13 protein-coding genes and 1 pseudogene are annotated in these 20,146 nt (G+C 62.7%); 8 read left to right on the top strand and 6 right to left on the bottom strand.

From position 1 onward, the window contains the following. Positions 1-16: 16 nt before the first annotated feature. The 3 genes and pseudogenes from HF916_RS07990 to fabI all read left to right on the top strand — a co-directional run bounded on the left by HF916_RS07990 (position 17) and on the right by fabI (position 2,955). Positions 17-955, top strand: coding sequence for a phosphate acetyltransferase (locus tag HF916_RS07990; RefSeq protein ID WP_168788421.1), 939 nt, complete (start codon positions 17-19; stop codon positions 953-955). 4 nt (positions 956-959) lie between these two features. Further along, positions 960-2,144, top strand: coding sequence for an acetate/propionate family kinase (locus HF916_RS07985; protein WP_168788420.1), 1,185 nt, complete (start codon positions 960-962; stop codon positions 2,142-2,144). A gap of 29 nt (positions 2,145-2,173) precedes the next feature. Then, positions 2,174-2,955 (top strand): annotated as a pseudogene (gene fabI / locus HF916_RS07980) (enoyl-ACP reductase FabI). 449 nt (positions 2,956-3,404) lie between these two features. Here fabI and HF916_RS07975 read toward each other — a convergent pair. The 6 genes from HF916_RS07975 to ptsP form a co-directional block, all read right to left on the bottom strand. Continuing rightward, on the bottom strand, positions 3,405-3,908 hold the full coding sequence (locus tag HF916_RS07975) for a hypothetical protein (RefSeq protein ID WP_168788419.1): 504 nt from the start codon (positions 3,906-3,908) through the stop codon (positions 3,405-3,407). Positions 3,909-4,167: 259 nt separating this feature from the next. Further along, positions 4,168-4,425 carry a hypothetical protein gene (locus HF916_RS50705; RefSeq protein ID WP_168788418.1) on the bottom strand — a complete coding sequence of 86 codons (258 nt, stop codon included), beginning with the start codon at positions 4,423-4,425 and terminating at the stop codon, positions 4,168-4,170. Between the two features lie 186 nt (positions 4,426-4,611). Then, positions 4,612-5,526, bottom strand: a complete 915-nt coding sequence (locus HF916_RS07965; protein WP_168788417.1) for a DUF2950 domain-containing protein — start codon at positions 5,524-5,526, stop codon at positions 4,612-4,614. 11 nt (positions 5,527-5,537) lie between these two features. Continuing rightward, positions 5,538-7,181: a DUF3300 domain-containing protein gene (locus tag HF916_RS07960; RefSeq protein WP_168788416.1), complete on the bottom strand. Its 1,644-nt coding sequence runs from the start codon at positions 7,179-7,181 to the stop codon at positions 5,538-5,540. A 168-nt stretch (positions 7,182-7,349) separates the two neighbouring features. Further along, positions 7,350-9,128: a PTS glucose transporter subunit IIBC gene (gene ptsG, locus HF916_RS07955; protein WP_168788415.1), complete on the bottom strand. Its 1,779-nt coding sequence runs from the start codon at positions 9,126-9,128 to the stop codon at positions 7,350-7,352. Positions 9,129-9,150: 22 nt separating this feature from the next. Beyond that, positions 9,151-11,688, bottom strand: coding sequence for a phosphoenolpyruvate--protein phosphotransferase (ptsP, locus tag HF916_RS07950; protein WP_168788414.1), 2,538 nt, complete (start codon positions 11,686-11,688; stop codon positions 9,151-9,153). A gap of 310 nt (positions 11,689-11,998) precedes the next feature. On the opposite strand from ptsP, the gene HF916_RS07945 reads away from it, so the two are divergent. From HF916_RS07945 to HF916_RS07925, 5 genes are all read left to right on the top strand, one after another. Continuing rightward, positions 11,999-13,591 (top strand): aspartate:alanine exchanger family transporter, encoded by a 1,593-nt coding sequence (locus tag HF916_RS07945; protein WP_168788413.1) that lies wholly within the window; start codon positions 11,999-12,001, stop codon positions 13,589-13,591. Between the two features lie 46 nt (positions 13,592-13,637). Further along, positions 13,638-14,633 carry a 2-hydroxyacid dehydrogenase gene (locus tag HF916_RS07940; protein ID WP_168788412.1) on the top strand — a complete coding sequence of 332 codons (996 nt, stop codon included), beginning with the start codon at positions 13,638-13,640 and terminating at the stop codon, positions 14,631-14,633. Between the two features lie 152 nt (positions 14,634-14,785). Beyond that, complete coding sequence (locus HF916_RS07935; RefSeq protein WP_168788411.1) at positions 14,786-17,551, top strand: decarboxylase; 2,766 nt, start codon at positions 14,786-14,788, stop codon at positions 17,549-17,551. A 37-nt stretch (positions 17,552-17,588) separates the two neighbouring features. Next, entirely contained in the window at positions 17,589-19,277 is a 1,689-nt protein-coding gene (gene aspT, locus HF916_RS07930; protein ID WP_168788410.1) for an aspartate-alanine antiporter, read from the top strand. 13 nt (positions 19,278-19,290) lie between these two features. Continuing rightward, positions 19,291-19,926: a hypothetical protein gene (locus HF916_RS07925; RefSeq protein WP_240975184.1), complete on the top strand. Its 636-nt coding sequence runs from the start codon at positions 19,291-19,293 to the stop codon at positions 19,924-19,926. Positions 19,927-20,146: the final 220 nt, after the last annotated feature.

The raw sequence follows: 20,146 nt of genomic DNA, 5'->3' as shown, positions 1-20,146 counted from the left end.
GCACGAAGGAGATCTCATGGATCGCGAGCATGACAAGTACCAACGGCTCATCGACTTTTGCCGTACGCAACAGCCAGTCATCACCGCAGTGGCGCACCCATGCGATCGAAGCTCGCTGGAAGGGGTGATTCAGGCAGCGGAGCTTGGGCTGATCATACCGATTCTCGTTGGGCCGCAGCAGCGCATCCGCGCGATCGCCGCGCAAGAGAACCTGCATATCGCGGACTTCGCCTTCGTCGATGCACCGCACAGTCACGCCGCCGCGGCGAAGGCAGTCGAACTGGTGCGCGAAGGCAAAGCGGAGACGCTGATGAAGGGCAGTCTGCACACGGACGAACTGATGGGTGCGGTCGTGAGCCGCGAACGGGGGCTGCGCACGGCGCGTCGGGTAAGCCATTGTTTCGTGATGGACGTGCCTGGGCACGAGAACGCGCTGATTATCACGGATGCCGCCATCAACATCGCGCCCACGCTTGCGGAGAAAGTCGACATTCTGCAGAACGCTATCGATCTTGGGCGCGCGCTGCAGATGCCTGAGGTGCGCGTGGCCATCCTGTCGGCAATTGAAACGGTGAGTCCGAAGGTGCCATCAACGATAGAGGCTGCGGCCTTGTGCAAGATGGTCGACCGCCATCAGATCACGGGCGCGCTCGTCGATGGCCCTCTTGCGCTCGACAATGCAATCGATCTCGAAGCGGCACGAACCAAGAAGATCGACTCTCCAGTAGCCGGCCGCGCGAACGTGCTGATGGTGCCCGATCTGGAAGCGGGCAACATGTTGGCAAAAAGTCTGTCTTTTCTTGCGGGCGCGGATGCTGCGGGCATCGTGCTCGGCGCGCGCGTGCCGATCATTCTGACGAGTCGCGCGGATTCGGTCAGGACGCGGCTAGCATCCTGTGCAGTGGCGTCGATGGTGGCGTGGATGCGCAAGGAAGAAGCCAGACTCATGGGGTGAAGCGATGGCCGATGTCATTCTCGTACTTAATGCCGGCTCGTCCAGCATCAAATTCAGCGCCTTCGATGCCGAGTCGCAAGATCTGGCGCTGGTGCTGCGTGGCCAGATCGAAGGCCTTTTCTCCGCGCCCCGGTTCCTGGCGTTCGACCAGTCCGGCGAACAACTCGGTGTCAAAGAGTGGGGCGCTGGCGCGCGGCTCGAACATGAAGGCGCGATTGCCTATATCGGTGAGTTCTTGCGCAGTCATCGCGGCGGCAATCGCCTTATCGCAGTGGGGCATCGCGTCGTGCATGGAGGCCAGCATTTCGCGCAACCGGCGCTTGCGACCACCGACGTACTCGACGAACTCGACAAGCTTGCACCACTCGCGCCGTTACATCAGGTCCACAATCTGAAGCCGATTCGCATCATCGCGACGCAGAATCCGGCGATGCCTCAGGTGGCCTGTTTCGATACCGCATTCCACGCGACCCAGGCGGAACTCGCTCACGCCTTCGCGCTGCCCGAGTCGATTACGTCGCGAGGCGTGCGGCGCTATGGTTTCCACGGTCTTTCATACGAATACATCGCGAGAGCGTTGCCGCACATCTCACCGGAGGCCGCGAATGGGCGCACCGTGGTCGCCCATCTGGGCAACGGCGCGAGCATGTGCGCCATGTTGGGAGGCCGCAGCGTCGCGAGCACGATGGGCTTTACCGCTGTAGACGGACTGCCGATGGGCACGCGCTGCGGCAATCTCGATCCCGGCGTCATCCTGTATCTGTTCGACGAACTGGGCATGAACGCCCGCGAGGTGGAAGACCTGGTGTATCGCCGGTCAGGTCTATTGGGTGTGTCCGGCATATCGAGCGATATGCGTACTCTGCTCGCGAGCGACGACGCCCGCGCGCATTTCGCGATCGAGCTGTACACGTACCGGATCGGGCGCGAACTCGGATCGCTCGTGGCCGCGCTCGATGGACTCGATGCACTGGTCTTCACTGCCGGCATCGGCGAGCGGTCGGCGGAAATCCGCCGGCGCGTCGGTGAAAAGGCGCGCTGGTGTGGCATTGAGCTCGACGAGAACGCAAATGCTGCGGACGGTCCACGCATCAGTGCGCCTTCGAGCAAGGTCAGCGTATGGGTCATTCCCACCAATGAGGAACTGATGATCGCGCGGCACACCCGTAATCTGATTGGCGCTCACTGAACGGGCGTGAGAGTGTAAGGAGATCTGTGATGAGTCTGGACCATCCACAGCCTGTTCTGAAAGGCGCGAAAGCGCTCGTGACGGGTATTGCGAACGAACACTCGATCGCTTATGGCTGCGCAAAGGCGTTTCGCGAACTGGGTGCCGAGCTGGCCATTACCTACGCCGATGAAAAGGCGAAGCCTTACGTCGAACCGCTTGCCACGGGTCTGGACGCACCGATTTTCATGCCGCTCGACGCGTCGAGCCAGGAAGAGCTGGAAGCCGTATTCAGGCGGATCACGAGTGAATGGAATCATCTGGACATCATGGTGCATTCGATCGCGTGGGCGCCGAAGGCCGACCTTCAAGGGGGGCTGCTCAACAGCTCGTCTGAAGGGTTTGGCGCCGCGATGGATATCTCCTGCCATTCGTTCGTGCGCATGGCGCGGCTTGCTGCACCCTTGATGAAAAATGGAGGCTCGATGTTCACGATGAGCTATCACGGTGCGAACAAGGTCGTCCCGAACTACAACCTGATGGGCCCCGTCAAGGCTGCGCTCGAAGCTTGCGCGCGCTATCTTGCCTATGAACTCGGACCGCAGGGTATCCGCGTACACGCGATCTCGCCTGGCCCGTTGAAGACGCGCGCGGCATCGGGCCTGAAGGACTTCGACCTTCTGCTGACAGAAGCGGCCGAACGCGCACCGCTCGGCGAGCTGGTCGACATCATGGACGTCGGTGCACCTGTGCCTTTCTCGCGACGCCGTATGCGCGACGTCTCTCGGGCGAGACGTTATATGTCGACGGAGGGGTACACATCATGGGGTGATTCGCCCGATCGCATCAGGAGAAAGCGGCAAGGGCAGGACGGACGACGCGCGTCGCGCCTGCTCGCCACGAGGCGGTGCTGGACGCGCTTCAGCCCGGCCGCCGACGGTCGGTGTGTGCGGCACTTATTGAGCTTCGGACGCTGGTTTGGCGTTCTTTTTGATCCGGGACGTCCGTGCTCTGCCGAGCGTTGCTTTTTGACTCGCGAGCCTTCTGGTGGGCTTTGCGCTGAGTGTCCTGCATCTGCTTGGTCGCTGCAACGCCGGTTTGAGTGAATGCCACAGGCGTCGACAGGAGCGAAAGGACCACGTAGGCAACAGACGAACAAGTAAGTACGCGGCGTCAGTTCATATTGATCTCCTGGAGTGGAACGAGTGCCGATAGATTTCGCGGATGCCGGTAGCGGTTAACCTCAAACGCATCGACCTGACAGAGATCACAGGCTTGTCGCTAGAACCGGTTGCGCATGCTGGGATCGAATCTCGGATCGGGCTGTCTCTGCGTCTGTCGCAGGATGCCCTGATCATCGAAGTAGAAGTGGTAGAGCAGATGTTCGATGTTGTTCTCCAGGTACCGGTATGACCAGACCTCTCGATTCGTTCGCTTGAAGTAGGCGGTTTCGAAGGGGCGGCCAAAGTTGACGAGCACGTCGTTGCGGGTCCACTTACCTATCTCCGCGCGATGGAACTCATTGTCCTGAAGTACTTGTCGAACAACTAGCACTTTGCCGGAAGCGTCGATGTCGGCTGCGGTTGTCGTCGTACCCATGGGCTGGGTCGGCCACATCAGCCGCTTGCCGCCGTTCGGCAGATCGTAAGTTTCCTTGGGTGGACCCAACCGGCCGATAAGTACGGACTGGTCTGCACCCGCTTCGACCTGCCGGTGCGGCTCGGTGCAACCCGCGAGCAACAGCGCCGCGGTACACACTGTTAGGAATGCGAGTTGGTTAAGCATGGAAGTGCTCCGGTGCGGGTGATCGGGCCTGGCAGTCTCTGTTCATGGAACATTGCGCCGCGCGCTTAATAGACGAATGCAGGCATGAGTTGCTATCGAATGTGTTTACTACGCTTGAAACAATGAGGCTGCGATAACCGTATTGACCAACGAGTCTTCAACGACGCCGCCGGAATTCTGTTGCAAACTTCATTGCTCTACATATCATTGCATAGTGCATAAGAGGTGCTCGGTTTGATGATGACGCGTCAAGCCAGACTCAGTACTTGATGTTTCGGGCCGCCTCTCGCCCGTGCTCCTTGGTGTGCCGCTTGTCCTGCCGGCATTGCGAATTGCTTTGCTGATTGGCGGCGCGGCAATCCTGCTTGGTGTGTCGCGCACCCTGGCGAGTCTCCTCGCGAACATCGCGTCCGGCGCGGCGTTGTTGCGTCTGCTCCGTCGCCCAGCACGTTCCGGTCGAAGCCGTTAGAAACATCGCGATTACAAGCCCGGTGAATCGACGGTCCCATTTAGACATGGTATGACCTCCAGCGGAGTGGGTGCGGACATCGCCGCTTGTTCTCAGCGCTACGCCTGTTGCAAAAGAAGACCGCACGACGCTGCATATTTCCTTTGAACACCTGGTTATTGGCCGCTCGCAGTTCTAGTGGGATGGCTTTTGGGAAACCCTGTGGGTGACCTGTCCCGGCGGCATGATGTCAATTCACGGAGACACCTTATCCCACCCGGGTCCGGGATCGAACGACGTCATCGCCTCAGCCTTCTTCGCGCTACGGCGACCCAGGTCTCGTTCAACCACCTGGCCGTCGTGACTGACCATGAAGCTCTTGATGCCTGTTTCGCCGTAACGGGCTGGCCACGCAATAACGGCAAGACCGCCGTATAGCCGGCCATTCACCATGTAATCGTACGCACCGCCTGGCGCATGGGATCCCTGGGCGCGCAGCAGCTTATAGTGATACCCGTAGTAGCCGGACTCCGCCGCATTGCGTGCGCCTGCAGTCATGAAGGCTGGCCCGAGAGGGCTCGGTGCCTCGTCGGGCACGGTCGGCCAGTAGAGTCCGTCGTGCTTTCCCGGGCTGCTTTCGAATTTGTCCGCATAGAGGTAGACGTTCCTGCCGTCGTGATATGTCGACACGTAGTCCCGCTGGGCATCGCAGATGGCAAGCATCGTCTGGATCACTGCGAGCTCGTTCCGTCCGATGCGGCGAACATCCATTTCATCGGCGCCTGCGCGCATGTCGAATCGCCAGCCTTGTGGCGTCTTCAGAAGCGGAATAGGAAGCGTCCAGCCCTCGTTGCCCACGGCGATGCGGGCATGGTCGTCGTCGGTCGCCTGTATCGAATGGGACGCCTGCCATTCGCTCAGGAACTTGTCCCGGACCTCTGCGCCCACCGGAGGAATCACATGGCGGAAATCGGCGCCGAGCAAAGCCCTCAGTGCTTGCTGATCGTTGTCGGCCACTGCCGTTCCAAACGCGTTCATCGCTGCTTCAGGTGTCGGGAAGAACTTCTGCGCGCTCATGGCCGGCATCGATGCAAGGCCGATGGCAAGCACGATGATCATCGAACTTCCGAACCCGGCGAGGGCGAGCCTGATGCGCGATAGTCCCTTCATGGTCGATCTCCTTAACGCCGGCCGCCGCCGCCTCGGGCGCCGCCACCACCGCTCGCCCCTGCACCGGCCGCGCGGTTACCGCCCGAGGACTGCACGCTCGCACGCCCGCGATTGTAGTCGCGCTGCGCGTTCGCGCCTCCGCCGACGCCCTGGAATGCCGAGTCGCGCCCACCGCCCGAGTAGCCGCCGCCCGTAGGACCGGTCTGAGCGCTCATTGCACCGGCACGAGCGGGCGTTTGGGTGCGATTGCTCGTTGCCGCGCTTCGATTTGATGCCTGGGCGCGATTGCCGGCGGCGGCGTTACGGTCGGCCGTTTGTGCGCGATTGCCGGCGGCGGCGTTGCGGTCGGCCGTTTGTGCGCGATTGCCGGCTGCTGCGTTGCGGTTGGCCGTTCGCGCGCGATTGCCGGCTGCTGCGCTACGGTCGGCCGCTTGTGCGCGATTACCGGCTGCGCCGCCACGCCCGGACGTGTTGGCCCGATTGCCCAAACCCGCGGTATTCGCTCCACCGGTGCGGTTCGCGACATTCGCGTTATTCGCGCGTCCCGTGCGGTTGCCGGCTCCCGGGTTGCCAGTCGCGCTCCGATCGGCCACGCTGGTGCGTCCGCGATAGTCGCCCCGCGCGTCGGCGCCCTGTGCGCCGCGCGAGTACTTGTCGCGTGTCGCATTGTCGCGGTAGGCGACGCCTTGACGGTGCCGCGCGTCGTGCTGCCACTTGCCGCCCTCCACCTTGCTGCGGTCGAAGTTGCGGTCGATGTTCGTGGCCCGGTTGACATTCACGTTGACGTCGCCGTTGTTCCAGTTGCAATCGCTGAAGATCGCGCCCGCAGCGGCGATGCCCAAACCCCACGCGAATCCGGTCGCGAGCGCGGCGCCCGGGTAGTACGCCGGATACGGTGGCCAGTAGGTCGGCGGGTAGGCCGGGGCGCTCCAGCCGCCATAGACGGTCGTCGGATTGTACGAGGGCACGTAGATGACCTGCGGGTTGGCCGGTTCGATGCGCACGATGCTCTGTGGCGCCTGGACCGCTTGTCCGCCCTGGCCGGCCGGGGGCGCTTCGACAATCACTTTCTGTTGTGGGTTCGTTGTCAGGTTTCCAGCCTGTTGCGCGCGGATCCTCAATCGTTGCACGGCGGCAAGTACATCTTTTTCCTGGGCGAGGAACGCGTCCCCGAGCCTCTGAGTCCAGTCGAGCTTGTCGTTCATAGGTTGCAGCACCTGAGGAAACGCAACCAGGGACTTGACGCTGACGTCCCACTGCTGATCTTGCGCCGCTTTCACTGCAGCGTCGCCCTTGAGGCCGGGATGCGCCTTGATCCAGCGTGCGGCGTGCACGACTTCGAGCGGATAGGTCGACGCCATGAGGACCTGAGACAGCAGTGAATCGGGATAGAGCGCGATGGGCGCGACCAGCGCCTCGAGTTCTTCCGGCGGGTATTGCTGGGCCTGAGGCTGGGATTCTGATGCCGGAGCCGGAGCTGCCGAGGCGGGAAGGGGGGGCGCGGCTACCTCTGCCGACGCAGGAGCAGAAGGCTGCGCCGCCGCCGAGGCTGCCGGCGTCGGAGTCTGAGCCTGTTGATCCGGTTGTTTTTGACAGCCCGCCAGAAAGCTGACGACGAGGCTGGCACTCAACAGTCGCGCAATCCATATCGTCATGGCAGCTTCCCTGTTCGATACGTCAGGCTGTGGCGGCGGGTATCGACCTGCCGGCGACGACTGGTGGCTGAGCGCGATCTCTGGAGTCGTCTACGTCACCGTCTTCCTGCTGTCCACGACGCAAAGGGCGCGCGCAGGCGCCGTCGAGCGCGAGGTTGTCGACGGCGCTTATCGCATCGCGCCTGCCACACTTTCCGCCTCGAGTCCGACGATCAGGTCTAACTCGCCGGTGCTGAAGGATTGGGTTGCGGGCACGTCCGCCGCCCTCAGCGCCGCAGTGTCGAGTCGGGACGGGTCGTTCAGCACGACACGCAGTCGCGTGGCAGCAAGCGCTTCAAGCTTCTGGATGTTGGCGGCGCCGCCGAGCGCCGCGCGGATTTTCTCCGCACGGGCTGCCTGCTGCGTCGGGTTGGGTGCGCAAGCCACACTCGCCGCAACGGGAGACGCGGCTTCAACGGCAGGCATACCGACCGGGGCGAGATCGGCATCGCTGCCCGCCGTCTTCAGGTATTCCTGCATGTCGGTCTTCATGTTCTCCGACAGCGGCCCGAAGATTGCCTGTACACCGTTGCCGACGCGCACCACGCCCGCCGCTCCGAGCGCCTTGAGCCGGCGGTCGTCGACCAGCGCCGGGTTATCCACCGTGATGCGCAGACGCGTGATGCAGGCGTCCAGGCTCTTGATGTTGGAACGGCCACCGAAGGCGAGCACGAGATCGCGCGAACGTCCGCCAACCCCGCTCGTGGCGACTGCTGCTGTTTCGACTGTATCGTCCTCGCGGCCCGGCGTCTTGAGGTCGAAGCGGCTGATCACAAAACGGAACACGCTGTAGTAGATGACAGCGTAGATCGGACCCAGGATGAACACGTACCACGCGTGAGTCGCCTTGTTGCCGATCAGATTGAACATCAGGAAGTCGATGCCGCCCTGCGAGAAAGTGAATCCCATGTGCATGCCCAAGGTGTTGGCAACGAACTGCGCCGACGCCGCGAGGCAAGCGTGGATAAAGTAAAGGACCGGGGCAACGAACAGGAAGGCGAATTCGATCGGCTCCGTGATGCCGGTGAGGAATGAAGTCAGCGCGGCCGAAACCATGATGCCGCCGACGACGACCTTATTCTCTGGCTTGGCGCAGTGCCAGATTGCGATCGCGGCGGCCGGCAGGCCGAACATCTTGAACAGGAACGCGCCCGACATGATGCCGGCGGTGGGATCGCCCGCGAAAAAGCGGTTAATGTCACCGTGAACAACCTTGCCGGTCGTTGGGTCCAGGAAGCTGCCGGCCTCGAAGAAGAACGGCACGTTCCAGATGTGATGCAGGCCGAACGGAATCAGCAGACGTTCGACGAAGCCATAGACTGTCGCCGCGGTGCGTGGATCTGAAACGGCCGCCCACTGCGAAAACGCCTTGATCGCGCCGCCGATCGGCGGCCACACGATGGACAGAATCCCCCCGAGCGCGATTGCGCCGATTGCCGTCACGATCGGCACGAAGCGTTTGCCCGCGAAGAAGCCGAGATAGGCCGGCAGCGTGATCCTGTAGTAACGGTTGAACATCCATGCCGCCAGGCCGCCCGCGAGGATGCCGCCGAACACGCCGGTCTGGATCGACGGAATGCCCATGATGGTGTCGGGCTCGACGCCTTCGGCCTTGGCGATCACGCCCAGGGTTGCCGTCATGACGAGGTAGCCGATCGTCGCGGCGACGCCCGACACGCCATCGTTCTCGGTGAAGCCGAGCGCGACGCCGATCGCAAAGATCAACGGCAGGTTGCCGAAGATCACGTCGCCCGCGTTCTTCATCAGCGCGAGCACGATGGCCGGAACGTAACCGTGAAAGTCGGTCGCGCCGAGGCCGAGCAACAGTCCGGCCACGGGTAGGACCGCGACCGGCAGCATCAACGATTTGCCGACCTTCTGCACGACTCCAAACGCATTCTTGAACATGGTGGGTCTCCCGTCGGCCCGCTTATTCGGCGTAGGGGGTGAGGAGGGCGCGGACTTCGGCGGCGGTGCCGAGTTGCAGCACGCTGGCGGCGAGCTTGCGTGCTTCCTCCATCGTCAACCGCGCGAGCTGGGCCTTGATGGAGCCGACGGCGGGAACGCTGACCGACAGTTCGTCCACGCCGAGGCCCACGAGCACGGGCACGGCCATCGCATCCGATGCGATGCCGCCGCATACGCCGACCCATTTGCCGTGCTTGTGCGCACCATCGACCGTCATGCCGATCAGGCGCAGCACCGCCGGATGAAGCGCGTCGGCTTGCCTCGCAAGCTTCGGATGCCCGCGGTCCATCGCGAGCGTGTATTGCGTCAGATCGTTGGTGCCGATCGAGAAAAAGTCGACTTCGCGCGCGAGCGGTTCAGCAATCAAAGCGGCAGACGGCACTTCGATCATCACGCCCACCTTGACATCATTCGCGCGATCGCCGGCCTCTTCCAGTAAGATCTTTTTGGCGGCGCGCACTTCCTCGATCGTGGCGACCATCGGAAACATCACGTGCAGATTGCCAATTGATGCGGCGCGCAGGATTGCCCGCAGTTGCGTGCGGAAGATGTCCGGGCGGTCGAGGCTCACGCGCACGCCGCGCAGGCCGAGGAAGGGGTTGTCTTCCTCGGGCAGCGGCAGGTACGAGAGCGGTTTGTCGCCGCCGACGTCGAGCGTGCGGACCACGAGCGGCCGTTCGCGGCCGAGGGCTTCGGCCACAGCGCAGTATTGCGCGGCCTGCTCATCCTCGGACGGCGCCGTGTCGCGGTTGTCGAACAGGAATTCGGAGCGCAGCAGGCCGACGCCTTCCGCGCCGGCGGACACTGCATCGCGCGCTTCCTGTGCATTGCGGATGTTCGCGACCACTTCGACGCGGTGACCGTCGGCTGTCATCGCAAGCTTGACCGCAGCGAGTTTCTCTTCCTCACGTTTGGCGATCTGACGGTCAATGCGTTCGCGCGCTTTCTCGATCTCCCCGGCGCCCGGATTGCGCCGCAAGCTGCCACGCGTGCCATCGAGCACGACGAATGTGCCATCGGCAAGCTGGAGCGCTTCTTCGTCGATGCCGCAAATCGCCGGGATACCTAACGAGCGCGCGAGGATCGCGACGTGACTCGTGGCGCCGCCGGTCGTGGTGCAGAAGCCGACCACTTTGGTCCGGTCGAGCGAGGCGGTGTCCGACGGTGAAAGCTCCTCGGCGATCAGGATCGAATCGGCGGGCACGTCGATGTGCGCCTGCTTCACGCCCGCAAGCAGCGCCAGTACGCGGCGACCGACGTCGCGGATGTCGCCGGCGCGTTCGCGCAACAGTGGGTTGTCGAGCGCCTCGAGCGTGCGCGCCTGCTTCTCGAAAGCAGCGCGCCACGCGAAGCCCGCGCTCTTGCCTGCGCTGACTGCGCCGATTGCCAGGTCGTTGAGGTCGGGATCATCGAGCAATTCGAGGTGCGCGTCGAGGATCTGCGCTTTTGAGGGATCGGTAAGCCTCGTTTTGACGGCTTCGATCTGCTGACGCGCTTCGTGCCGGGCCGATTCGAGCCGCGCACGTTCGCGCTGCGGCGATTCGCCCGCTTCCGCGACGTCGATGACTTCCTGGCGGAACTGCACGACCTTGCCGACTGCGAGCCCGGGCGAGGCCGATACGCCGGCCAGTTCATCGGCGTCGGCGGGGGCCGTGCGCGAGGCCGCGACGGGTGCGGGCGAGGCGGTGGCTGGAGGGGCAGCGGGGGCGTCGCCGGGCTTCTCGCCCGAGCCTGACGCGAGCAAACGCGCGATCGCGCCGGCGGCTTCGGCTGCGTCGGGACCGGCCGCCTGGACGCAGACCTTGTCGCCGAACTGCGTCGCGAGCCCCATGAGCGACACGACCGACTTCGCGTTCGCGCTGTCGCCGCCACGCAGCAGGCGGATGTCAGATTTGTACTTCTTCGCCTCGACGGCGACGACCGCGGCGGGCCTCGCGTGCAAACCTGCGGGGTTCGGCAGGGTGACTTCGTCGGAGACGATCGCACCGGCAGTGCTGTCCGTCTCTTCCGCGAACCCGTTACCGACGAGTTCGACGAACAGCGCCGCGTCTTTGCCGGCAGTGACGACTCCCTTCGCGGGCATGTAGCGTGTCACGAGATCGCCATTGGCGATCACCATCTGCGTGAGCAGGCTCGCCGCCTTCGCGCCGACGAAAAGCGGATCGAAGCGGATCAGCGGCTGGCCCGTCGTGACGGTATCGCCTTCCTTGACCAGCGGAGTGAAACCTTCGCCGCGCAGCACTACCGTGTCGAGCCCGATGTGAAGCAACACCTCGAGGCCGTTATCGCCTGTTACCGTCACGGCGTGGTTCGCACGATGCAGTTGCGTGACTTTGCCGGAGAGCGGGGCGAGCAGTTCGTCCGAGATCGGGTCTATGGAAACGCCGTCGCCGACCATCTTCTGCGCGAATACCGGATCGGGCACGGATGCAAGCGGCACCATCACGCCCGAGAGCGGCGCCGCCAACTCGATGCGTACAGGACGCTGAGGGGCCTTCATTGGCGCGACTCCTTTTGGTTAGACGCCTCCTGAATAATAGGCAACGACTTGATGGTTCGCTGCCCAAATTAATGCTCTGGCTCCGCTTACCATCGTAGTTCAAGCCACGAGTTGCCGCCTGCTGCCAAGGCATCGGACCATGGTCGTATTGTCATTCCAGGTCTTTAAACCTAGATTGAAATTTCGCCTTCAGACAGTCGAAAAGATTTAATCCCAGCTTATGTGACCGGGCGAGCGTCAAGCGGGTGGAGCGACCCAGGTGCGGCGGTTCGATACGCTGCAGCGTCCTTGCGCCTCGAAAGGAACTGTTATGGATGCACTCAGGACGTTGCTCGAAACCCAGCAACTCTTCACGTTGTTTCTGACGGTCGCGTTGGGTTATCTGGTCGGCGAGATCAGCATCAAGGGGGTGTCGCTCGGCGCCGGGGCGGTGCTGTTCGTCGGGTTGGCCATCGGCGGTTTCGCGCCCAAGGCTGCACCGCCCGCGCTGCTCGGCACGCTCGGGCTGCTGCTCTTTCTCTACGGCATCGGCATCCAGTACGGCGACCAGTTCTTCAAGGGCCTGACGAGCATCGAGGGTCTCAAGGCCAATGCGGCTGCGGTGCTCGGGGTCGTGATCGCTGGGCTTGTGTCCATTGCGTTGGTGCCGCTGTTCGGCGTGAAGCTGGAAGAGGCGCTAGGCATGTTCGCGGGCGCGGGCACCAGCACCGCGAGCCTGCAAGCAGCGATGGCCGCCGTGAAGAGCGACGGCCCGACGGTGGGCTACAGCGTCGCGTATCCGGTGGGCGTCGCGGGGCCGATCCTCTTCCTGTATGCCCTTAGCGCACTGCTAAAGCCGACCATCGTACCGCCGCAGCCCCGGCTCATTGAGACTGCCGAGATCGCGCTGAGAAACCCGGCGTTCATCGGTGTGACACTGGCGGAGTTCGCGGCGCGCATGCCGTCCGGGCTTGGGATCGCCGCCGTGCGCCGCGACCACCGCAATCAGCCGCCCGCCGACGATCTCGTCCTCGCCGCCGACGATGTCCTTCTCGCGACCGCCACGGACCCCGCCGTGCTGCGCGAGGCAACCTCGATGTCCGGCGAACTGCAGCCAGGCCGCATGTCGAGCCATCGGGAAGATCTCGACTACGCGCGTGTGTTCGCATCGAGCCCGCGCGTGGTCGGGCGCATGTTGCGTGACATCCGTTTCCCGGAGGGCGTCGCTTGCACGATCGCGCACGTGCGCCGGGGCGACGCCGACCTGATGCCGAACCCGGATCTCATCCTCGAATCCGGCGACCGCGTCGGCGTCCTCGTCAATCGCGCGCAGCTCAAGCCGATTCGTGCGTTCTTCGGCGATTCCATCAAGGGCACGGCCGAGCTGAACTTCATCTCGATTGGCACCGGCGCGGCGCTCGGCCTTCTGGCGGGCGCGATTCCGCTCACGATTCCGGGCTTCGGCAAGCTTGCGCTCGGACTCGCGGCGCTCCTTCTGATAGCGCTTGTCCTCGGCCGCGTGCGGCGCTTCGGGCCGTTCGTCTGGACGATGCCGCTCTCCGCCAATCTCGTACTGCGCAACTTCGGTCTGACCATTTTCCTCGCGCAGGTGGGCATTACCTCAGGACCAAAATTCTTCGCGACCATCGGCGTGACGGGCGTGTCGTTCCTGCTCTATGGCGTCGCCATCCTTCTCGCGCTCGTCGTCGTTACCGCGCTCGTCTGCCTATGGATTTTCAGGCTGCCGTTCGACATGACGGTGGGCGTCATCAGCGGTGCGACGGGCAATCCGGCGATCCTCGCTTTCGCTAACCGTGTCGCACCGACCGATCGGCCAGACGTCGGCTACGCAATGATTTTCCCGTCGATGACCATTGTGAAAATCCTGTTCGTGCAGGTCGCCGTGCTACTGACGGGCGGATAGTGCGTCAGCCAAATCCCCGAACCTCGACCAGCCACGGAGGCCCACGATGGACATAGCCGTCTTCAGCGCGAAGCCCTACGACCGCGAATATCTCAACGCCGCGAACGCGGCGCACCGCCATCGCCTTCAGTACTTCGACGTGCCCCTCGACGTCGAGACGGCCGGGCTCGCCGCGGGGCACGGCGCCGTGTGCATCTTCGTCAATGACCTGGCGGATTCGGCCGTACTTCAGGCACTCAAGCAGGGCGGCACGAAGCTTGTCGCTCTGCGCTGCACCGGGTTCAACAACGTCGATCTGAAAGCGGCGGAGGGCCTCGGGATCAAGGTGGTTCGAGTGGTGGACTACTCGCCGAACTCGGTGGCCGAGCACGCCGTCGCGCTGCTGATGGCGATCAACCGCAAGATCCACCGCGCCTACAATCGCACGCGCGACTTCAATTTTTCCCTCGACGGCCTGATGGGCTTCGACCTGTGCGGCAAGACGGTCGCCGTGATCGGCACAGGGAAGATCGGGCGGGTCTTCGGCAAGATCATGGTGGGGTTCGGCTGCAACGTGATCGGCTATGACAGGTTTCCGTCGCCGGAATTCGAGGCATTGGGCGGGCGTTACGCGCTGCCGGGAGAAATCGGCGAGAGCGCGGACATCATCTCGCTGCATTGTCCGCTTACGCCCGAGACTTATCACGTCATCGACGCCGATACGCTTTCGCGCGCGAAGCCCGGCGCGCTGCTGATCAATACGAGCCGCGGCGCGCTCATCGACACCGAGGCGGTTATTGCCGCGCTGAGAAGTGGCCAGTTGGGCGGTCTTGCGATCGATGTGTACGAGCAGGAGGCAGAGTTGTTCTTCCGCGACCTGTCCGGCACCATCATCGCGGACGACATGCTCCAGCGGCTCATCACTTTCCCGAACGTGATCGTGACGGGACACCAGGCTTTTCTCACGCGCGAGGCGGTCACGACGATCTGCGGAACGACTCTGCAAAGCGTCACGGAGTTCGAGACGGGCAAGCCGCTTTCGAACCAGATTAGCGCGAACTGAATGCAACCGCTCTGCGGGCGGGAAGATCTAGCCGTGCTGCCGGCTGCTGCTTTCGCATTCAAGCTTTGTGCGTCGATGAGGGGCGATAAATCCCGCCCATCAAATGATCACGCCTGTGATGACCCTATGAACGAACGCTCAGGAGACCCGAGATGGAAACTACCGCGAGGCTTGTGCCGGAGTTCGACCTCGACCAGTTCTTTTCGGCAGCCGAGGCACGGGTCGATCGGTGGCGCAGCTTGAACCGGATCGTGCGCACCCTAGCTACGCAGCCGCAACGGGATGCCTCCGGCTTGCGCGACAAGGCGCTGGCGGTACTGGATGAACTGGGTCCGCTCGAGGATCTGAACGGGTATCCTGGCCCCTTCCTGATGGCGCAGGTGCATGCACGACTCGCGGCGAGCGAGTGGGATACCCTGTCCCGTCTCGTGCAGCGAATCAGTGCGGCCTTGATGTCCAATAGCTACCGTGATGACCAGGAAGCGTGGAAGGCGGAAGAGGAGGGCGAGCTACGGCTGCCGGATTTTCTTCCCCCCTCGATCGGCCACGGACAAAGTCGCAAGCCCTATTTCGAAGTGCTCGTGGTGGCTGCCGGCGAGCGATCCACCTGGCCTGATCTCCGCGAGGGCTTCCACCGTCTGCGCCGTGACGACGACTGCTTCGTCTACGAAATGGTGGTGGTTGGCAGCTTCGAAGACGCCGTGCTTGCGAGCATTTTCAATTACAACCTGCAGTCGGTAGTGATTGTCGACGGCTTTAGCTTTGCCTCGCAATATACGTCGGCGGCGCTGCGCGACATCATCGAGCGCAATACGCCTGCGGGAACGGGCGCAACGATGGAAGACATGGGTTCCGCACTCGCTAGCCTGGTGCGAGGCCTGCGCCCTGAACTCGATGTGTTTCTCTCCACCGACCACGACATAGGCCAATTGGCGGGCTCGGACGCCGCCGCGCCTCTGCGCCGGATCTTCTACGGCGCGGAAGAACCCATGGAGATCCATCTGGCCATCCTGGACGGCATCAAGGACCGTTACGATGCGCCATACTTCGACAACCTCAAACACTATGCCGCCCGTCCCATCGGCACCTTCCACGCGCTTCCGGTGGCGCGGGGCAAATCGATCTTCAAATCGAACTGGATCCGCGACATGGGCGAGTTCTATGGCGCCAACCTGTTCCTTGCCGAATCGTCGGCAACGACCGGGGGCCTGGACAGCCTGCTCGAACCCACCGGCAACATCAAGGCGTCCCAGGACAAGGCCGCGCGCGCGCTGGGTGGAGACCGCTCCTTCTTCGTGACCAACGGTACCTCTACGGCAAACAAGATCGTGCATCAGGCGCTGCTGATGCCGGGCGACATTGTTCTGATCGACCGCGACTGCCACAAATCGCATCACTATGGCATCGTGCTGGCCGGCGCACAGCCGCTCTATATCGACGCCTACCCGCTGACCCAGTACTCGATGTACGGCAGCCTGGCGATACGGCCCATCAAGCAGATGCTTCTGGCTCTCAAGACCGAGGGCAAGCTCGACCGGGCCAGGATGCTGGTGCTGACCAATTGCACCTTCGACGGCCATGTCGCCAACGTGGAACAGACCATGCTCGAATGTCTGGCCATCAAGCCGGACCTGATCTTCCTCTGGGACGAAGCCTGGTTCGGCTACGCCCGTTTCTCGCCGCTACTGCGCATGCGGACGGCGATGGGCGGTGCCGCGAAACTGCGTGAGATGATGCACGATCCCGCTTACCGCGACAGATACGAGGCCTTCCGACAATCCACAGCCGACATTGGGCCAACCGACGCGCGACTGCTCGACATGCAGCTCCTACCCGATCCGGACCAGGTAAGCATTCGCGTCTATGAAACCGACTCGATCCACAAGTCGATGTCGGCCTTGCGCCAGGCTTCGATCATCGTCGTGGCGGACCAGGCTTTTCATACCGTCGAAGCCCAGTTCAAAGAGGCCTTCTTCACCCATACCTCGACTTCTCCGAACCTGCAGATCATCGCGTCGATCGACGTCGCGCGACGGCAGATGGAGCTCGAAGGCTACGAACTGGTACAACGCGCGATTCAACTGGCAATCGAGATCCGCAGGGAAATCAACGATCATCCGCTCATCTCGCGCTTTTTCCACGCAGCCACGCCCGCTGAGATGATCCCCGAGGCGTTTCGGAAGTCCGGCTTTGCCGATTACGGCATGGCCGGAAAAACCATCTCCGACGCCACTCAGGCCTTGCGCAACGACGAGTTCTTTCTCGATCCCACCCGCATCACATTGCTGTGCGGCAACGCGGGTTACGACGGCACCCGCTTCAAGGGTTTGCTCGCCGAGACTTATGACATCCAGATCAACAAGACTTCACGCAACAGTGTGCTGGTTCAGATCAATATCAACAATACGCGCAGCGACTTGGCGCACCTGATCAAGGCGCTTGCCGACATCTCCCGTGGACTGGAGCGCGAGTTGGAGCAGGGCGGTGAAAACGAGCGCGCCAGTTTCGAGGCGCGGGTAAAGGCCCTTGTCGAAGACGTGCCGGAACTGCCGAACTTCAGCTATTTCCACAAGGCGCTGCGCGAGAACAGCGAGAGCGCAACGCCGGAAGGCGATATGCGCGCGGCCTACTATCTGGCGTACAGGCCGGAGGCATGCGAGTGCCTCAAGTTGAACGACGAGCGCATCGACGATCGATTGAAGCATGGCCCGGAACTGGTCTCGGCGAGGTTCGTGATTCCCTATCCGCCTGGATTTCCAATCATGGTCCCGGGCCAGGTCATTACGCCGGAAACCATTGCGTTCATGCGTAAACTGGATGTGAAGGAGATTCACGGCTATAACGCCGTGCGAGGGCTGGAACTGCTCAAGCCGGAAGCCCTGGACGCCCTCCGGCGCAAGACCGCGATAGCAGGATGAGCCTCGCCCGCATGCCGAGGCGGTGGATAACATGCTGATGAACTGGCTCGTAAAGGCACTGCAGGCTTCGCCCGAACTGGCGATGTTCCTCGCTGTCGGCATCGGCTATTGGGTCGGCGGTATCAAGCTAGGCAAGTTCGCGCTGGGCACGGTCACCGCGGCGCTGATCGCCGCGCTGGCGATCGGGCAACTCCACGTCGAGGTCAACCGCGAACTGCGCTCGGGTCTGTTCCTGCTGTTCCTGTTCGCCAATGGTTATTCTGCGGGGCCGCAGTTTTTTCAGGCGCTCAAGGAGGATGGCGTCAAGCCGATGCTACTCTCGGTCGTGGTGATGATCGCGGGGCTCGGCACGGCGTGGGCAATGGCGAGGCTATTCAAGCTCGACGCAGGCACGGCCGCCGGGATTTTTTGCGGCGGACTGACTCAGTCAGCGGCGATCGGCACCGCCACCGACGCGATCATGAACCTTCCGTTGCCTCTGGCGGAGCGCAAGCTGATGGCAAATCACGTCGCCGTCGCCGATGCATTGACTTACCTGTTCGGCGCGATCGGCATGATCCTCTTCGTCAGCTCCTGGGCTCCGCGCCTTCTTCGCGTCGATCTGCGCGAGGAGGCCGCCGCGCTGGAGCGCAAATTTGGAATCCAGCGGGAGACGGCTGGCGTATTCACGGCGCACCAGAGATTCGCTGTGCGCTCGTATCGTCTTTCGAGTGGCGAATTTGCAGGCAAGCGGGTCGACGAAGCCGAGCGCAGCGAAACGCCGATGCGCTATTTCGTTGAGCACATATTGCGCGGCGGCAGTGTTGTCGAGGTGCGGCCTGAGACCGTGCTGCGAGCCGACGACACGGTCACCCTTTACGGACAGATGCCAGCTCTGGTGAAGATCGGCCCACGCCTGGGCACCGAGTTGCATGAACCTGGACTGCTGCAATTTCCAATCGAAATGTTGAAGGTCGTGGTGACGAACAAAGCGCTGTGCGGGACTGGCCTCGAAGCGTTGATGCAGGCGCCGGAGTTCGACTTTCGAGGCGTAGGGCTGCGCTCGATCACGCGTGGTACGCAACAGATCCCGATCGGTACCGCGACCGTCCTGAATCGCGGTGATGTGCTTGAACTGATCGGCCCGCAGCGGGCGGTCGAACGCGTGGCCGGGGAGATCGGCCATGCGCTGCGTCCCAACCATGCCGCCAGTCTCTCCATGCTCGGACTTGGCATACTCTCCGGGGCGCTGATCGGGCTGCCTTATATCATGGTGGGCAACGTCAGGCTGACGCTGAGCGTCAGCGTCGGCACGCTGCTCGCGGGCCTGCTGCTGGGTTGGCTGCGCTCGTTGCGGCCGACACTTGGCGATATTCCACAGCCGGCCCTAGACCTGATGATCAACTTCGGGCTGGCTGCCTTCGTCGCCTGTTCCGGCCTCCAGGCGGGCCCCGAGTTCGTTCACGCGGTGAAGGAACTGGGTCTGGGCATCCTGCTGGCGGGTGCTGTGGTGACTTTGCTGCCACAGGCGGTCGCGCTTCTGGTTGGTCGCTACGTGCTGCGAATGAATCCGCTGATGCTGTTGGGCGGACTGGCGGGCGCCCAGACATTTACGGCCGCCTTGGCCGCCGTGCAGGAGAAAGCCGGTAGCCGCATTCCAGTGCTGGGCTACACGGTGCCCTACGCAACGTCGAACATCCTGCTGACTACCGGCGGATCAATCATGGTCGCCTTGATGGCCTATTGATTCGGTGGCTGGAATGAGGCGATCAGAAAAGACGGACGGGGTGGGCGTCGTTTTTAGCGCACGTGCCACGTGGTACTCGTCTCATCGCTGGACGGCGAACCTGCAACTCAATCACGTTCAGGTAACGAACGGGCCCTCGACCACTGCGGTCATGTTCGGTATCGGCTATCAGCTTGACACACCGGACATGCCGGGGCCGCGTGAGTTTGCACTGCCTCGCACGAACAAGGTCACGGACAATGAAATCACATTGCTGGCTGGCGCGACGATCCTGAATAGTCCGAGCTCGGAAACATCCGCCGCTGAGGCGATCGAATACAGGCGTGGGCTGACCCGCTACCTCGACGCCACGCTCGGCTATCTGCATGAAGGCAACGGCATGACCGCGCAACTCTGGCTCACGCGGGCTTTCTTCAACGAGCGTCTGGCACTTGGCATCGGTGTGGGAGCGTATGCGGCAATTCATCATGGCCACTCGACGGAAAATGGCGACGCGGGAGGCGACGGCATACTGTCTGCACTCGTGTCGGTATCGGCGTCGTATCGCATCACGCGCAACTGGTCGGCGCGCGTGATGTGGAATCGCGTGGTCACGCGCTATAGCCACGATACGGATGTGATCCTCGCTGGCATCGGGTATCGCTTTTAGCTCGTCGTGCACGAAGACTGTGACGAAGACGCTTTACAGTGAAGCGGCTGCTGGCATTCCGGAAGGGCGCGGGTTGGTGGTGATATTAGCTTTAGCCCATAATCCATGTACGAAACGCAGATCGGGCGCGGCAGGGCTTTTCGCAAGAGCATTAGCCGGGCGACCCGGCTCTCACAGGGGCGACCTTTCGGAAGGGATCTCCATGACCGCATCGATACCC

It is taken from the genome of Paraburkholderia aromaticivorans (assembly GCF_012689525.1).
Lineage (GTDB): Bacteria > Pseudomonadota > Gammaproteobacteria > Burkholderiales > Burkholderiaceae > Paraburkholderia > Paraburkholderia aromaticivorans_A.
Note: the sequence above shows the minus strand (reverse complement) of the source record. Positions and strands in the feature narration are given on the sequence as shown.

Coding starts and splice junctions, on each gene's coding strand:
- HF916_RS07990 (WP_168788421.1), top strand. CDS start 17: ATGGATCGCGAGCATGACAAGTACCAACGGCTCATCGACTTTTGCCGT.
- HF916_RS07985 (WP_168788420.1), top strand. CDS start 960: ATGGCCGATGTCATTCTCGTACTTAATGCCGGCTCGTCCAGCATCAAA.
- HF916_RS07975 (WP_168788419.1), bottom strand. CDS start 3,908: ATGCTTAACCAACTCGCATTCCTAACAGTGTGTACCGCGGCGCTGTTG.
- HF916_RS50705 (WP_168788418.1), bottom strand. CDS start 4,425: ATGTCTAAATGGGACCGTCGATTCACCGGGCTTGTAATCGCGATGTTT.
- HF916_RS07965 (WP_168788417.1), bottom strand. CDS start 5,526: ATGAAGGGACTATCGCGCATCAGGCTCGCCCTCGCCGGGTTCGGAAGT.
- HF916_RS07960 (WP_168788416.1), bottom strand. CDS start 7,181: ATGACGATATGGATTGCGCGACTGTTGAGTGCCAGCCTCGTCGTCAGC.
- ptsG (WP_168788415.1), bottom strand. CDS start 9,128: ATGTTCAAGAATGCGTTTGGAGTCGTGCAGAAGGTCGGCAAATCGTTG.
- ptsP (WP_168788414.1), bottom strand. CDS start 11,688: ATGAAGGCCCCTCAGCGTCCTGTACGCATCGAGTTGGCGGCGCCGCTC.
- HF916_RS07945 (WP_168788413.1), top strand. CDS start 11,999: ATGGATGCACTCAGGACGTTGCTCGAAACCCAGCAACTCTTCACGTTG.
- HF916_RS07940 (WP_168788412.1), top strand. CDS start 13,638: ATGGACATAGCCGTCTTCAGCGCGAAGCCCTACGACCGCGAATATCTC.
- HF916_RS07935 (WP_168788411.1), top strand. CDS start 14,786: ATGGAAACTACCGCGAGGCTTGTGCCGGAGTTCGACCTCGACCAGTTC.
- aspT (WP_168788410.1), top strand. CDS start 17,589: ATGAACTGGCTCGTAAAGGCACTGCAGGCTTCGCCCGAACTGGCGATG.
- HF916_RS07925 (WP_240975184.1), top strand. CDS start 19,291: ATGAGGCGATCAGAAAAGACGGACGGGGTGGGCGTCGTTTTTAGCGCA.